11 protein-coding genes are annotated in these 14,433 nt (G+C 50.2%); 6 read left to right on the forward strand and 5 right to left on the reverse strand.

Annotated elements, in window-relative coordinates; genetic code table 11:
* The first annotated feature begins 10 nt into the window (after positions 1–10).
* From FOE74_RS06610 to FOE74_RS06620, 3 genes are read left to right on the forward strand one after another with little or no spacing between them, the layout of a single operon-like run.
* Positions 11–1,753, forward strand: coding sequence for a RagB/SusD family nutrient uptake outer membrane protein (locus tag FOE74_RS06610; RefSeq protein ID WP_149097801.1), 1,743 nt, complete (start codon positions 11–13; stop codon positions 1,751–1,753).
* 29 nt (positions 1,754–1,782) lie between these two features.
* The gene (locus tag FOE74_RS06615) at positions 1,783–2,955 is read left to right on the forward strand and encodes a glycan-binding surface protein (protein ID WP_149097802.1); all 1,173 of its coding nucleotides are present in this window, start codon (positions 1,783–1,785) and stop codon (positions 2,953–2,955) included.
* Between the two features lie 25 nt (positions 2,956–2,980).
* Positions 2,981–5,029, forward strand: a complete 2,049-nt coding sequence (locus FOE74_RS06620) for a hypothetical protein (protein WP_149097803.1) — start codon at positions 2,981–2,983, stop codon at positions 5,027–5,029.
* A gap of 335 nt (positions 5,030–5,364) precedes the next feature.
* Here the strand turns inward: FOE74_RS06620 and FOE74_RS06625 are convergent, their stop codons facing one another.
* Together FOE74_RS06625 and FOE74_RS06630 are read right to left on the reverse strand one after the other, a co-directional pair.
* Entirely contained in the window at positions 5,365–5,778 is a 414-nt protein-coding gene (locus tag FOE74_RS06625; protein WP_149097804.1) for a hypothetical protein, read from the reverse strand.
* A 108-nt stretch (positions 5,779–5,886) separates the two neighbouring features.
* Positions 5,887–7,125 (reverse strand): HD domain-containing protein, encoded by a 1,239-nt coding sequence (locus tag FOE74_RS06630; RefSeq protein ID WP_149097805.1) that lies wholly within the window; start codon positions 7,123–7,125, stop codon positions 5,887–5,889.
* A gap of 148 nt (positions 7,126–7,273) precedes the next feature.
* Between FOE74_RS06630 and porX the strand changes: the two genes are divergently transcribed.
* The 3 genes from porX to FOE74_RS06645 are packed head-to-tail and all read left to right on the forward strand — an operon-like array spanning position 7,274 to position 10,512.
* Positions 7,274–8,836 carry a T9SS response regulator signal transducer PorX gene (gene porX, locus FOE74_RS06635; RefSeq protein ID WP_149097806.1) on the forward strand — a complete coding sequence of 521 codons (1,563 nt, stop codon included), beginning with the start codon at positions 7,274–7,276 and terminating at the stop codon, positions 8,834–8,836.
* A complete protein-coding gene (gene tsaE / locus FOE74_RS06640; RefSeq protein WP_149097807.1) occupies positions 8,829–9,308 on the forward strand; it encodes a tRNA (adenosine(37)-N6)-threonylcarbamoyltransferase complex ATPase subunit type 1 TsaE in 480 nt (159 codons plus the stop codon). Before porX ends, tsaE begins: the two co-directional genes overlap by 8 nt.
* On the forward strand, positions 9,283–10,512 hold the full coding sequence (locus FOE74_RS06645) for an alanine dehydrogenase (protein ID WP_149098116.1): 1,230 nt from the start codon (positions 9,283–9,285) through the stop codon (positions 10,510–10,512). The genes tsaE and FOE74_RS06645 overlap by 26 nt, the downstream gene beginning before the upstream one ends.
* Before the next feature lie 466 nt (positions 10,513–10,978).
* On the opposite strand, the gene FOE74_RS06650 is transcribed toward FOE74_RS06645, so the two are convergent.
* From FOE74_RS06650 to FOE74_RS06660, 3 genes are all read right to left on the reverse strand, one after another.
* Complete coding sequence (locus FOE74_RS06650) at positions 10,979–11,890, reverse strand: flavin reductase family protein (RefSeq protein WP_225840712.1); 912 nt, start codon at positions 11,888–11,890, stop codon at positions 10,979–10,981.
* 192 nt (positions 11,891–12,082) lie between these two features.
* Positions 12,083–13,357 carry a fumarylacetoacetase gene (gene fahA / locus FOE74_RS06655; RefSeq protein ID WP_149097808.1) on the reverse strand — a complete coding sequence of 425 codons (1,275 nt, stop codon included), beginning with the start codon at positions 13,355–13,357 and terminating at the stop codon, positions 12,083–12,085.
* Positions 13,358–14,162: 805 nt separating this feature from the next.
* Entirely contained in the window at positions 14,163–14,432 is a 270-nt protein-coding gene (locus FOE74_RS06660; protein WP_149097809.1) for a NifU family protein, read from the reverse strand.
* Position 14,433 lies beyond the last annotated feature (1 nt).

A 14,433-nucleotide genomic window follows, 5' to 3' on the forward strand; every position in this document is an offset into this window, starting at 1 on the left:
AATAAATACTATGATCAATAGATATATTTTAGCAGGGGCGCTTGCCGCCCTGGCTATTTTCTCTGGCTGTAAAGATGAGTTTTTAGAGAGGCCGCCACTAGATACGTTAACTGACGGTGCTTTCTTTAGAACAGATGCCCAGGTTTTAGCTGCGACTGCCCCGCTTTATAATGTGGCTTGGAAAAATTATCATGACCAAGCATCCTATTTTATTGGTGACATCCGCGGGGGCACTTTGTTTTATCCCTGGGAGGGCCCGGCCGAGCGAAGGGATAATGTGTTCTTCAGGGCTACCGGTGTTTCAAAATCTACCTTGTGGGCTTACCAAGCTTGTTATAATGTTATTGGGCAGTCAAATATGGCTATCTATAACATTAATAAGCTAGCTGGGCCAGATGTAACCGCTGCAACTAAAAACCAAGCCATTGGGGAGGCTCGTTTTATGCGGGCAACTGCCTACAGTATTTTGGTTACTACTTTTGGTGAAATTCCTATCATAACTGACAACGTAGCGGATTTAAATAGCCCAGGTAAAATAAAGAATACCGTACCAAGTATATGGGAGTTTATTACCCGTGATTATCTGTTTGCAGCAGATAATTTACCTGTTACCGCTTCACAACCCGGAAGAGTAACCAAATGGTCGGCTGAAGGTATGTTAGCCCGTACGTATCTTACCCGTGCGGGTGTTGGTTCAGGTACAGGTGGGCAACGTAATCAGGAATTCTTAAATAAGGCGAAAGAATATGCCCAGCGGGTAATTACCCAGAGTGGGAAAGCGTTGGTGAGACCTTATGAAAATTTATTTAAATATCCTTACGACAACAACGCTGAGTCTTTATTTGAGAATCAATGGGTCTTTGGGGCTTATGCAACAGCTAATACCATGGCATCCCAGATTTACCCAATGGGTGAAATAGCAGTGAATAACGATGGCTGGGGTGGTAATTATAGCGCTACCTGGTGGATGATGAGCTTGTATGATGGTTTGATCACAAATCAGGAAGATGGTAACCCCGCTAATGATGGACAAACCAAAGGCTTCACAATGGACCAACGGTTAAAGGCCACCTTTATGCTGCCTGGTTTCCATTACCCGGAAATCACAGTGAAAGATGCTAAAGGCCAAGCTAAGGAGAAATTGACTTGGGCTGCGCCTGGTGCTACGGCAGACAATAACTTTGCTGTAATCAAAAAGTATGTAGTTGGTAATGAACTGGATTTAGCAGGACAAGCTGGTCAGCAAAATTATCCGCACAATACTTATATGATGCGGTTGGCAGAAATGTACCTGACGTATGTTGATGCTGCCATTGGGAATGCTGAATCCACCTCTGATCCGATTGCGCTTCAATATTTTAATGAGATTCGTACCCGGGCGGGCCTACCATCTGTTGCCGGACCAATCCAGATGAGCCGTAACTATCCTTTATCTGGAGATGACCAGGTGTTTGAAGAATGGGTGAAGGAATTTGCCATGGAAAATCTAACCTGGTATGAATTAGTTAGAATCCATTACTATAATCCCCAGAAGGCATATAATATCATTAACAACCAAGACCGGGCCTTGTTCTTAGCTAAGCCTGATCGTTTCCCTAACCCTACGGGCTGGACATTCACTAAAACTTCTTGGATGACGGAGCGGAATCCTAACGTTGGCCCTGGTAATTTCTTCATGCCGTTACCAGCTGTTGAGCTTAGCCAGTCGCCAAGCTTAAACCAGCCAGCCGTTGATTATAAGTTTGAGAATTAAGGGGTCAGATTTAGAAAAGAAAAAACTGTATGAAAAGTCAGATAAAATACTTCTTGTTCCTTTTTGTTGCTTTGGTGACGACAGGGACTTTTACCAGCTGTTCAGAAGATGATGATCTTCCGAACGGTGGTAAACCTATGATTAGCTATGTTCGGGTTACCCGTCCGGAAGCCTCTGATTCTCTTATTGTGAAGGCTGGTCAGGGCCAGATGATCGCCATTATAGGTGAAAACCTAGGGAATGCCCGTGAATTATGGATAAACGACAGGCAGGCTGCGCTTCAGTCTACCTTTGTCACCAGCACTTCTATTATTACACGCGTGCCTTCAGACATTCCTACTAAGATCACAAACAAAATGCGGATTGTGTTCTCTAACGGCGAAGAGTTAGTGCATGACTTTACGGTAGATATCAGTGAGCCGGTGCCTACTTATATGGAGAGCGAGTACGTGAATGCCGGTGATATTGCCACCATTAGAGGTAACTTTTTCTATGACCCGGTAAAGGTGTTTTTCACGGGTGCCAATGGTGCCAAAGTGGAAGGGGAAATAGTAGATAGTAAGCCAACTGTGCTTCAAGTAAGAGTGCCTGCTGCAGCGCAACCTGGGCCTATTACTATCAGAACCAGTTTTGGTGAAACAGAATCAAGCTTCTGGTTTCGTGATAACCGCAATATCATTGCTGATTATGATGATACTGATTTTGCTGGTTGGTGGCATGGGCCGGCCTTCATTATGGCAAGTGATGCTAATATTCAGCCTATTAGTGGCAAATTCCTGCGCATTGATAAAGAAAATACCGGTGGCTGGTTTGAAGCATGGGTAGGTGAAGGGACAATAAAATCAAAAACAAGGAACATTCCACAAGCGGCCTTTGCTAATCCTGGAAACTATGTCCTGAAGTTTGAAATTAATACCGTTTCAGCCCTAAGCTATAACGGAATCCGGATTCACTTCGGAACTGGTGATCCTTCAGGCAGAGAAAAAGCAACTTATTCCTGGTCGCCTAATATTGATACCAAGAATAAATGGCAAACAGTCACTATACCTTTCAAGGATATATATGAAGCCAATAACAAGAATGGTAACGTGTTTACCTATAATCCAAATGGCTATGCTGTTTCCTTCCATTTTGTAGGATCAGGTACAAAGGCTCAGTTTGCCATGGATAATTTACGGGTGGTTCCTAACGCCGCCAATTAACTGATTTAATTATAAAGCTCTATATATGAAAAATCTTTATAAGATAAAGTTACTACTCCTTGCCTTTTTGGTGGTCTCCACGGGATTCTTTGCTTCCTGTGGAGACGATGATGAGAATACACCCAATAGTGGGCAGGTTCAGTTGTTGAGCTTTGGGCCCACCGGGGCCAAGCACGGGGAGGAGATACGGTTCATTGGTCACAATCTGAACCTGGTAGAGGCCATTGAGTTGCCTGGGGTAACGGTTCCTAAAGCCAAGTTTGTGGAGCACACCTCTGAATTGATCAGGTTGGTGGTGCCGCAGGAGGCCATGGAAGGAAAGATTACCCTTAAGGTGACCGGAGGGGCAGACGTGGTTTCTAAAACCATGCTCAGCTTTGAAGTGCCTATTACAGTTGCTTCCGTTACGGCTGAAGCAAGACCGGGAGGCACCATCACAATCACCGGAACTAAGCTAACCTGGGTGGATAGTGTAGGATTTGATAACCTGATCGTAAAGCAATTTATCAGCAAAACGGAAACCCAAATTCAGGTTCAGGTACCGGAAAATGCGAAAACAGGTAAATTAACCATCTATGGCGGCGGTGAGAACCCTACTTTTCTGGAAACGGAGAAGGAAGTAATCATCACTTTGCCTACGGTAACCAGTTTATCACCCGCCAGTATCAGGCATGATGAAGTCTTAACTATCAATGGGGCCAACCTTGATTTGGTGGGACAGGTGAAATTCCCGGGCGGAGGAAATGTTAGTACTTTCATAAGCCAATCTGCCACGGCCATCACCCTCAAAGTGCCAGTTACCGCTACCAATGGAGCTCTTACGCTGGTTGCTAAAGGTTCTTTGGTAGAAGTGAAGCCAACTCAGACCATTTCTATTATCCTTCCGGTGATCACCGCTATTTCAACCGTAAGGCATAATCAAAATACGACCATTACCGGTACAGATCTGGATAGGATAAAGGAAATCACTTTCCCGGGTAATATTACGGTAGCCAGAGCAAATTTTGTTAGCCAAACCGCCACTCAGATTGTGGTGGCAGTGCCAGCAATGGCTGCTCCAGGTACCCTGAGATATAAAACCATGAATGATTTTGCTGTCACGTCTGCTGTCAACTTCAATGTACTGTTACCAACGGTAAGCTCTTACGCTCCGGCAGTTGTGGCACCCAATGGAACCTTAACCATCAATGGTACCAACCTGGATCTGATTCAGGACATTACGTTCGGGGGCATGACTACCAAGGTATCTACCTTTTTAAATCAAAGTGCCACTAGAATACAGGTCACAGTTCCTACGGCGGCAAAAACCGGGGTGCCTAAATTCACGCTGACCTCTGGGTATGTGATAGAAGGTCCTGAGTTAACGATTGTGATGCCAACGGTTTCCAGCATCACTCCGGCCCCTGTGGCACCCGGTTCTTATCTAACGATCAATGGCTCTAACCTGACGTTAGTGAGAATGGTTAAATTCACCGGTGGGGCCGAGGTAAGCACTTTCTTAACGCAGACGGAGAATCAAATCATCTTGATGGTTCCAGCCACTGCCAGAACAGGTAAGTTAACCTTGGTAACGAACACCAATACTGAGGTGGAGACAACCCAGGAGGCAACCGTTGGGGCCGCCGCTCCCACCATCAGATCCTTTATCTATGATGACGCGTTAGCCAGTGGTTGGGCGCAATGGGGTGGTTACAATGGAGTGGATGTGCAGGATTTAAACAACACCACTAACGTAAAAAGAGGTGCTAAGTCTTTAAAAGTTACTTATTCAGGAGCTTCCGCCACCATCCAGTTGAAGCCTGGTGATGCCAACTTCGCCAATGGGTATACGCACCTGGTGCTTTATGTGAAAGGTGGCGGAACTGCTAATAATAAGGCAGCTATTCAGTTTAAGCTAGTTGGCGGGGCTTTTACCGGTGAGCAAGAATTTGATATAGTAGCCGGTGAATATACGGTCGTGCAAATCCCGCTAAGTAGTTTCGGGAACATCTCAGCCGGAGTTGATGAGTTCCTGATCAAGAACAAAGGAGCTGTCCCGAACACCTTCTATATTGATGATTTAGGGTTACGTTAAGCATCAACGGGCGCAAGAATAGAAAAGGGAAGAGCAGGTTGCTCTTCCCTTTTTTTCATGTATAGCTTTTTCAGAATAGGCATTGCCGCTTTCTCGTATCAGGAACACTTGTTACAGAACGGGTAACCGATTCTATAATTAACTTCTTGTTTGCTTTTGAGGAAGGACCAGAAATTTATGAAGCTCAGAAGGCAGCCTGCTGTTTTTTTAAGATTTTTCTATCCCGGTTTAGCGTATAAAAGCAGCAAGCATTTAAGATCCGTTTTTATAGAAATGGCCCCTAAGCGCTTACTGCTTTTTTACGCTAAACCAAAGGCTTGGCAGGAGTAAGCGCTTTAGGCTTCTTCCGCCACTTTTCCCTTAAGCCAGGAAATGGCTTCCTTTTTTTCAGTGAAGGTGCGCAAGGAAATGGTGAAATGGACGTCTTGCTGGGCCTCTGTTACCTTGTTTTCCCGCATGGCGTTAGGTGTGGAGATGCGCGCCAACTTTTCTAGCCGGGTATTCATTAAGTTTTTTCCAAACTCCATCAAAACCTCTTTATACTCGTCACCAGGTATTTCCAGTGAGGCTCTGCTGGAATCTATCAGCAGTTTCTTGATGTCATAGCTTTTGATATGGTCTACCAGAATACTCAGAGCCTGCCTGATCTCAAGTACCAGAAAGTCCTGCACATCGGGCCATTCAATGTAGAGAATATCAGTGGCGGGGTCATAATCCAAGGTGATAAGCCCACTTTGGTAAATAATCATGGGTGGTTGGGTTAGAACTGCTTCAGGTGCGGGTGGTGTGGTCAACAACGACGCAGAAGGTTGTTTGACGCCTGTTTTTAAGGAAACAGCCTTAAAACAGACGATGCTTTATAAACTCATGCGCGTGATCTCTTTGGGGTAGCACACGTAGTATTTTTCTACCTTTTTGCTCAATGCTTGAATGTTGGGCAAATCAGAGGCCTTGGCCACATCTACCACCAGGCTTTGCTTGGTGAGCACGTTGATGTTCTCGCCCCCAGATTCATAGGCGTTGTTACTGATCTTGCCTTCCACCACCAGGTAATGCGCCTCATCTGGCGAGATATGGAAATGCTCCTGCGCCAGTTCCCGCACACCCATCAGGAAGTCCAGCTCAAACGGGGTGGGGGAGAGCAGTATCTTGAAGAGTTTCCGCTCCAGCATGCACGTAGAAAGGTAGCTCAGGATCTTGTCTGGGTGCTCAGCCCAGGCTTTGATACCGCTCCAGATGTCATAGTCGTCCAGGGCTATAAACCGTTTCATGATGCTGGGGTCGCGCTCAAAATCCAGGATGGACAGGCTCTCGCGCAGGAAAAACTGCAGGTTGGTGCTGGCGGGCACGTCTTCGCCGCGTTGGGTGAGTTCGCGGGCGCGCTGCATGATCTTCATGACCATCTGCTCGGCGCTGGTCACGGTCTTGTGCATGTACACCTGCCAGTACATCAGGCGGCGGCTCACCAGGAAACTCTCAATGGAATAGATGCCCTTTTCCTCCACCACCAGCTGGTCATCGGCTACGTTCAGCATCTTGAGCAGGCGGTCGGCGCCGATCTTGCCTTCAGAGACGCCGGTGTAGAAGCTGTCACGGTTCAGGTAGTCCAGACGGTCCACGTCCAGCTGGCTGGAAACCAGTTGGTGGAAGAAGTGGCGGTGGTAATTATCGGTGAAGATATCCATGGCCAGTTGCAGGCGACCGCCAAATTCCTGGTTCAGCAATTCCATGATGTGGAGCGAGATCTGCTCATGGGGCACCTGGTCGAAGATGGCCGTTTCCAGCGCGTGCGAGAAGGGGCCGTGCCCTACGTCATGGAGCAGAATGGCGGCCATGGAGGCCTCACACTCTTTGTCGGTAATGATGTTATCTTTGCCGCTCAGGCTCTGCAGCGCAATGTTCATGAGGTGCATGGCGCCCAGCGCGTGGTGGAAACGGGTATGCAGCGCCCCGGGGTACACGAACTCCGTGAGGCCCAGTTGCTTTATCCGCCGCAGGCGCTGGAAGTACGGGTGCTGGATAATATCAAACAGCAGGTCAGACGGAACCGTGATGAAGCCGTAAACCGGGTCGTTGAAGATTTTTTTCTTATTCAAGATAACTAAGTTCTTCTAGTGTCCGTTGTCGGTAGTAGTTAAAGAATGCGTATATGTACGAAGAGCACCTTTAGAAAGAAGGGTCTGTTTAGAAAAGAACGCAGAAAGCGCCAGCCATTATACACGCTATGAAAATCAAAAATTGACCATGCAAAGATATACTATTTTGTGGGCGGACGACGAGATTGACCTGCTCAAGCCGCATATTCTCTTCTTAACCGATAGGGGCTATGACATTACTCCCGTGAACAGCGGGGCCGATGCCGTGGAGAAGGTGCAGGAGCAAACCTTTGACCTCGTGTTCCTTGATGAGAACATGCCTGGCCTGAGCGGTCTGGAGGCCCTGAGTGAGATCAAAGCCGCCCGGCCTTCGTTGCCCGTGGTCATGATCACCAAAAGCGAGGAAGAGCACATCATGGAAGAGGCCATCGGGTCTAAAATAGCCGATTACCTCATCAAGCCTATCAACCCCAACCAGATCCTGCTGTCCATCAAGAAGATACTGGACAACCGCCGCCTGGTAGAGGAAAGAACCAACAGCTCGTACCAACGCGATTTCAGAACCTTGGGCATGGCCTTCGGCGAGCGCCTGAGTTACCAGGAATGGGCCGATGTGTACAAGAAACTGGTGTTCTGGGAACTGGAGATTGCAGACACTGAGGGCAAGAGCATGGCTGAGGTGATCAACATGCAGAAAGACGAAGCCAACACCAACTTCGCCAAGTTCATCATGGACAACTACGAGGAATGGGTGAACGATGAGACCGACGAGATTCCGTTGATGTCGCATAAGCTGTTCAAAGACCGCGTGTTCCCCCTGATGAAGGAAAGCGACGCGCCGGTGTACTTTGTCTTGATTGACAACCTGCGCTATGACCAGTGGAAGGTGCTGGAGCCTATCATCACCGATTACTTCAACGTGGACAACGAGGAGATGTACTATTCCATCCTGCCTACCACCACCGCCTACGCCCGTAACGCCATTTTCTCTGGCATGCTGCCCGCCGACATCGCCAAGCGCTACCCCAACCTGTGGGTTTCTGACGACGAGGAGGAAGGCAAGAACCTGCACGAAGAGGATTTTCTGGAAATCCAGCTGCAGCAGAACAACATCAAGGACAAGTTCAGCTACCACAAGATCACCAACAACAACGCCGGCAAAGAGCTCCTGGCCAAATTCAACAACCTGGAGAACAACAAGCTCAACGTGATCGTCTACAACTTCGTGGACATGCTCTCGCACGCGCGCACAGACATGCAGATGATCAGGGAACTGGCCGCCGATGAGGCTGCTTACCGTTCTCTGACCCGCTCCTGGTTTATGCATTCGCCCCTGTTTGACACCCTCAAAGCCATTGCTGACCGCAAAGGCCGCCTCATCATCACCACCGACCACGGTACCGTGCGGGTGAAAAAGCCGTTCAAGATTGTGGGCGACCGCAACACCAACACCAACCTGCGCTACAAGCACGGCAAAAACCTGGGCTTCACTGAGAAAGATGTGCTGGTGTGCCGTAAGCCGGAGCGTTTTCACCTGCCCAAGAGCAACGTGTCTACGGCCTACGTCTTCGCCATGAACGACGATTTCTTCGCCTATCCCAACAATTACAACTATTACGTGAACCACTACAAAGACACGTTCCAGCACGGCGGCGTATCTTTGGAGGAGTGTATCATTCCATTTATCACACTTTCCACTAAAAATGCCTGATCCGGGACTGCGCCAGCATAATCTCCATATCTTTACAAAAGCCGATTTACCCCAGGCCGCCGCTGATTTTTTGTCATTTATCGGGCAAAAAAAGATAATTTTGTTTGAGGGTGAGATGGCGGCCGGTAAAACCACCTTTATCAAGGCGATATGCGCCCAGAAGGGGGTGCGGGAACCGGTGAGCAGCCCCTCTTTCTCGCTCGTGAACGAGTACGAAACCGCCAATGGGGAACTCATTTACCATTTTGATTTTTATAGGATCAATGAGGAGGCCGAGGCTCTGGACATGGGAGCGCTGGAGTATTTCAGTTCCGGCAACCTGTGTCTCATTGAATGGCCTTCTAAGGTGGTAAACCTGTTGCCAGACGAAGGGGTGGAGGTACGGATAGAAACCGGTGACACCGAAGAAGCGCGTATCATTAGTATGAGAGTATATGATGGAGGAAATGACGGAGAAGAACAGCGGGTTTGAGGCCCTGACCAAGGCCACGGCCCGCAGTCTGATGCCCAAAGAGTCAATGTTGGCGGTGGAGACGCGCAAGCGCAACCTGTTTATCGGTCTGCCCAAAGAGTCGTCTTTACAGGAAAATCGCATTGGCCTCACCCCTGAAGCCGTGAAACAACTCACCGACCACGGCCACGAAGTCTGGATAGAATCCGGGGCCGGGGCACCCTCTAAATACTCAGACCACGAATACTCAGAGGCGGGTGGCGTGATCGTCTATTCCACCAAAGAGGTCTATGAGGCGGATATCCTGCTCAAGATTGCCCCGCCTACCTATGATGAACTGGAGTTTTTCAAGCCTGGCCAAACCCTTATCTCAGCATTGCAGATAGGCTCCCTTACCTCAGAGTACATCACGGCCCTCTGCCGGAAGAAAATAAGCGCGATCTCTTTTGAACTGCTGAAAGACAAATCAGACACCAAGCCGGTAGTGCGGGCCATGAGTGAGATTGCCGGCAGCACTGTCATGTTGATTGCCGCCGAGTACCTGAGCAGCAGCAATGAAGGCAAAGGCGTGATCCTGGGCGGTATTACCGGGGTTCCTCCCTCCAAAGTTGTCATTATTGGCGCAGGCACCGTGGCCGAATACGCCACCCGGGCCGCCCTGGGGCTAGGGGCCGAGGTAAAGGTCTTTGACGACCACCTCTACAAGCTGCGCCGCCTCAAACAGAACGTGGGTACCCAACTTTTCACCTCTACGTTAGACCACACCATCCTGCACAAAGAGATTCAGGATGCCGACGTGGTCATTGGCGCCATCACCGCCGAGGACGGGCAGGTGCCCTGCATGATTGCGGAAGAAGTGGTTTCCAAGATGAACCCCGGCTCCGTGATCATTGATGTGAGCATTGACGAAGGCGGCTGTTTTGAGACCTCAGAGATGACCACCCACAAACGGCCCATTTACCGCAAGTATGACGTGATCCATTACTGCGTACCCAATATCCCTTCCCGGGTGCCCCGCACCGCCACCAAAGCCCTGAGCAACATCTTTACACCCATGTTCCTGGAGATCTCCAAGTACGGCGGCGTGAACGAGGCGCTCTTCACCCATGAGCATTACCGCAGCGGTGTTTACATCTACAAAGGCAGCCTCACCAACGCCTCTATCGCCAAGAAATTCAACATGCGCTACAAGGAGCTGAGCCTCATGATTGCCGTGCGGAATTAAGTAGTCAGGTAGAAGATATAACACAGATCCCGTTTGGGAGCTTCTTTTATGAAAGAAGCCCCCAAACGGGATCTGTGTTATTGGTTTTATGGAGTGTAGGGGCGATCCCTTGTGGTTGCCCTTGTTCGTTCATAAACGTGAAGGGCAACCACCAAGGATTGCCCCTACCTGATTTAACCCTGTTTTCCGGAAAACAACCCTAAAGTGGCCATCGGGATCCAGCCTGTTTTTCCTAGAACAGGCCAGAACCGGCTAAGCGGAATTCCTTCTCCCTCAGGGAGAAGGGTAGGATGAGGGAGATGCCGGCCATGCCGTAATGGCAAAAAAGGCACAGAAGGAACTTCCGCGCCATAGAAAATTCACCATAGGTGGAAGGCGATAGTTGGTGACAAACATCTTGTATTCTAGACCACTACCTTATTCTCCTGTTTTAAACCTGTTTTTCAAAAAAAAGGCCCTAAACAACTTAACCTTTTTTAGGCAAAGTAAGGGTCAACAACGCTTTCCAAGCCTCAAGGGTGCGGCCTTCCTCCAGCAGCTTCTTGGCTAACAGGTGAACCTGCCGTTCCGCTTCTTTGGGGTTGTGCTGGTGCGTTTGGAGCAGGTACCGGTACATGGGCTCATTCGCGAATTCCTGGACCTCAGCTGGGGTGGGCAGGGTAGTGGTGTTGCCCAAACGGGCCAGGTTGTTGCCCGTGAGCACGGCGCTGTTGCGGATGTGGGCCGGAAGCTGGTCTACCCCAATCCCTTGGTTCTGGAGCGGTTTGGGTAGTTCAAACATGCAGTCTCCCTGAGCCCGCAGGTACCAATCGCCGCCCAGGCGGGCCACGGCGTCAAGTTTAGCCGGGTCAATGGTTTTGCCATCGGTGCCGAAAACCTCTTCTTTCACGTGCAGCAGCACCGCCTCGCAAATGACCAGGTTGGCCGCGCCGCCTTGCTCGCCCATGGGTTTCACCTCCAGTACCTTGCACTCAAAGGCAGCCGGGGCCTCGGCTACGCGGGGCGGTTTCACCAGCGTTGAAGCCACGGGGGTAAGTCCCGCCTTCACAAATTCATTTACCCCTTTGTCATACTCGGTGCTGGCCAAAGACATCTGCTCCACCATGGCGTAGTTGCCTATGTTGATGACCACCTCGCCGGTTTCCAGCACGTTTTCCAGGGTGTGTTTGCCGGTATTGTCGCGCACGCGGCGGGCGGGGGAGAAGATGAGGATGGGCGGGTTGGAGCCGAAGCAGTTGAAGAAGCTGAAAGGGCTCAGGTTCACATTCCCTTCCTTGTCCACCGTACTGGCAAACGCAATGGGCCGGGGCGCAATGGTCCCCAACATGAGGCTATGGAACGCACCGGTGGTACTATCTTTAGGGTTGAAGGTTCTCACATGATTCAAATTTGGAGATGAGGAGATTTGAAGATGGGGAGATGTGTAAAATTTGGAGATGTGTAAAATTTGGAGATGTGAAGATGAGGAGATTTGGAAATGTGATAAATGATGAATGAATTCGGGCAAGACCAATAATACCTTACTCTAATTCATTAATCTTCACATCTCCAAATTTCCACATCTTCAAATCTAGATAGCTGGCAGAATCTCCGTGCGTACTTCGCCGAAGCCTACGCGTACGCCGTTTCTTTCTGCGTAGCCGCGCATGGTGATGATGTCGCCGTCATGGAGGAACTTGCGCTCCGTGCCGTTGGGCAATTGCAGGGGATTGGTGCCGCGCCAGGTGAGTTCCAGCATAGAGCCATAAGAATCTGGCGTGGGGCCGCTGATGGTGCCGGAGGCGTACACGTCGCCTACTTCCAGGTTGCAGCCGTTCACGGTGTGGTGGGCAAGCTGCTGGTTCATGTTCCAGTATAGGTGCTTGTAATTTGACTGGCAGATAACGGCTTCCTCAGTGTCTGGGGCTTGTAGGGTGACTTGCAAGTTGATGTCCAGGTTCTTGTTGCCGCTGTACTCCAGGTAGGGTAATACTTTGGGGTCTTGTACCGGCCCGGGTACCCTGAATGGTTCCAGGGCATCCAGCGTCACCACCCACGGCGACATAGAAGACCCGAAGTTCTTGGCCAGGAACGGCCCCAGCGGCACGTATTCCCAGGCCTGGATGTCTCGGGCGGACCAGTCATTGAATAAGACCATCCCGAAGATGTATTCCTCGGCCTCCTCAGGGGTAAGGGAGCTGCCCAATTGGGTCGGCTGCCCGGTGATAAAAGCCATCTCCAGCTCAAAATCAAGCTGCTGCGTAGGCCCGAAGATGGGTAACTCAGCATTGGCGGGTTTAGTCTGGCCTTTGGGTCTTCTGATGGGCACCCCAGACGGCACAATAGAAGAGGCCCGGCCGTGGTACCCCACCGGCAGGTGCTTCCAGTTGGGCAACAGCGCGTTGGCAGGGTCCCGGAACATGGAGCCTACGTTGGTGGCGTGTTCAATGCTGGAGTAAAAGTCGGTGTAATTGGGGATCTGCACCGGCAACAGCATTTCCACGTCTTTCTGTTTCAGCAGGCACTCGGCCATGAGTTCGCGGTTGTCTCTGATCTCTGGGTTGTCGTTGCGCAGAAGCTCAGAAATCCGGCCGCGCACCTGGCGCCAGATAGGCCTCCCCAAGGCCATGAAGTCATTGAGGGAAGGGCGGTGGAACACCGTGGGGTCTTCCACGTCCAGCATGTCAAAGAGCCGGTGTTGGGTCAGCACGTACACATCCAATACATAGTCGCCAATGGCCACCCCCACCCGCGGGTCCCGGTCTGGGGCCTGGAAAATCCCAAAGGGCAGGTTCTGGATCTGGAAATCACTGGTGGGGGCAATCTGAATCCAGGAATGGAGCGAGGGGTCGTTGGCGCTAAGCATAAGGACAAAAGGGAACGGTGGAGTAACAAAGATAGAAAGGTCTGCGAGAAAAGGGAATGGCATTTGAGGTCGGAAGTCTCCTTTCAGATAGGAATTGGAAGGAAGTCCTCCGTTGCAGATTCTGCTTATGTGTCTACCTTTTGCTAGCGTCCACAAAGGGCTTTTACTCCTGGAATATGACACCTGCGCATTGCCGGCTTATAGCTGGCGCGAGTCTCCAGACTCGTGCCAGTAGGAGATGGGGAGTCTTCAGACTACCCTCGCTGCCTCAGCAGCGAAACCTCGTCTTGCCTACTCCCTGAACCGCTTTTTACCAATCTTCCCCTGGGACTCCTCCATCATGAAGTAGGGGGAGTTTTTGCTTGCCATAGCAATCCCGCTGGCTCAAAAGACCTCGTAGTGTCCGAAGGTCCTACGAGTGTCCGTGCCATGGCCTTTCCCGCCAATCAGCAAATGCAGCGTTCTTTGATTTGTGGGCGATTACCAGAACACAGCACCCAACAATAACTATCTCGGTCCCGGCGAGTCTGGAGACTCGCACCATCCTTAGGCACGAGACTTTAGTCTCGCGCCAGTTTTAGTCTATAGGGCAGGGCATTTTCGTTGCGATTTTTGAAAAAGCTGGAAGTTTCCTTCCGCCTGCGTCATGAGACACCGGAAACCCGCGTTAGTTTCAAGTTCAGGATTTTTCGTTTTTAACCTGTTTTTCAGAGAAAAGCCCAAAAACAGAGGCCCGTCGGCTTTGAAAGGAAAACTTTCAAAGCCGACGGGCCTCTGCCTAAACGCTAAAAAAATCTGCGTCCCCTTAAACGTCCATAGGGGTAAGGTTCACCGCTTGAATGCCTTTTATTTCAGGCACGGCGCGCATGATGGCCTGCTCAATGCCGCCTTTGAAGGTCATGGCAGACATAGGGCAAGAGCCGCAGGCCCCCATCAGTTCCAGCAGCACCACCTTGTCTTCTGTGATTTCCAGCACCTTCACGTCACCCCCGTCGGTTTTTAGGTAGGGGCGTATGGAGTCTAGGGCTTGCTCTACTCGCTGGATCAAAATATCGTTTAGTGCGTTCTCTGCCATT

Source organism: Rufibacter glacialis (assembly GCF_008271745.1).
Classification (GTDB): domain Bacteria; phylum Bacteroidota; class Bacteroidia; order Cytophagales; family Hymenobacteraceae; genus Nibribacter; species Nibribacter glacialis.

Bases quoted from the DNA above. Each gene is read 5' to 3' on its own strand.
- FOE74_RS06615 (WP_149097802.1), top strand. From the start codon at position 1,783: ATGAAAAGTCAGATAAAATACTTCTTGTTCCTTTTTGTTGCTTTGGTG.
- FOE74_RS06660 (WP_149097809.1), bottom strand. From the start codon at position 14,432: ATGGCAGAGAACGCACTAAACGATATTTTGATCCAGCGAGTAGAGCAA.
- porX (WP_149097806.1), top strand. From the start codon at position 7,274: ATGCAAAGATATACTATTTTGTGGGCGGACGACGAGATTGACCTGCTC.
- FOE74_RS06625 (WP_149097804.1), bottom strand. From the start codon at position 5,778: ATGATTATTTACCAAAGTGGGCTTATCACCTTGGATTATGACCCCGCC.
- fahA (WP_149097808.1), bottom strand. From the start codon at position 13,357: ATGCTTAGCGCCAACGACCCCTCGCTCCATTCCTGGATTCAGATTGCC.
- tsaE (WP_149097807.1), top strand. From the start codon at position 8,829: ATGCCTGATCCGGGACTGCGCCAGCATAATCTCCATATCTTTACAAAA.
- FOE74_RS06645 (WP_149098116.1), top strand. From the start codon at position 9,283: ATGACGGAGAAGAACAGCGGGTTTGAGGCCCTGACCAAGGCCACGGCC.
- FOE74_RS06620 (WP_149097803.1), top strand. From the start codon at position 2,981: ATGAAAAATCTTTATAAGATAAAGTTACTACTCCTTGCCTTTTTGGTG.
- FOE74_RS06610 (WP_149097801.1), top strand. From the start codon at position 11: ATGATCAATAGATATATTTTAGCAGGGGCGCTTGCCGCCCTGGCTATT.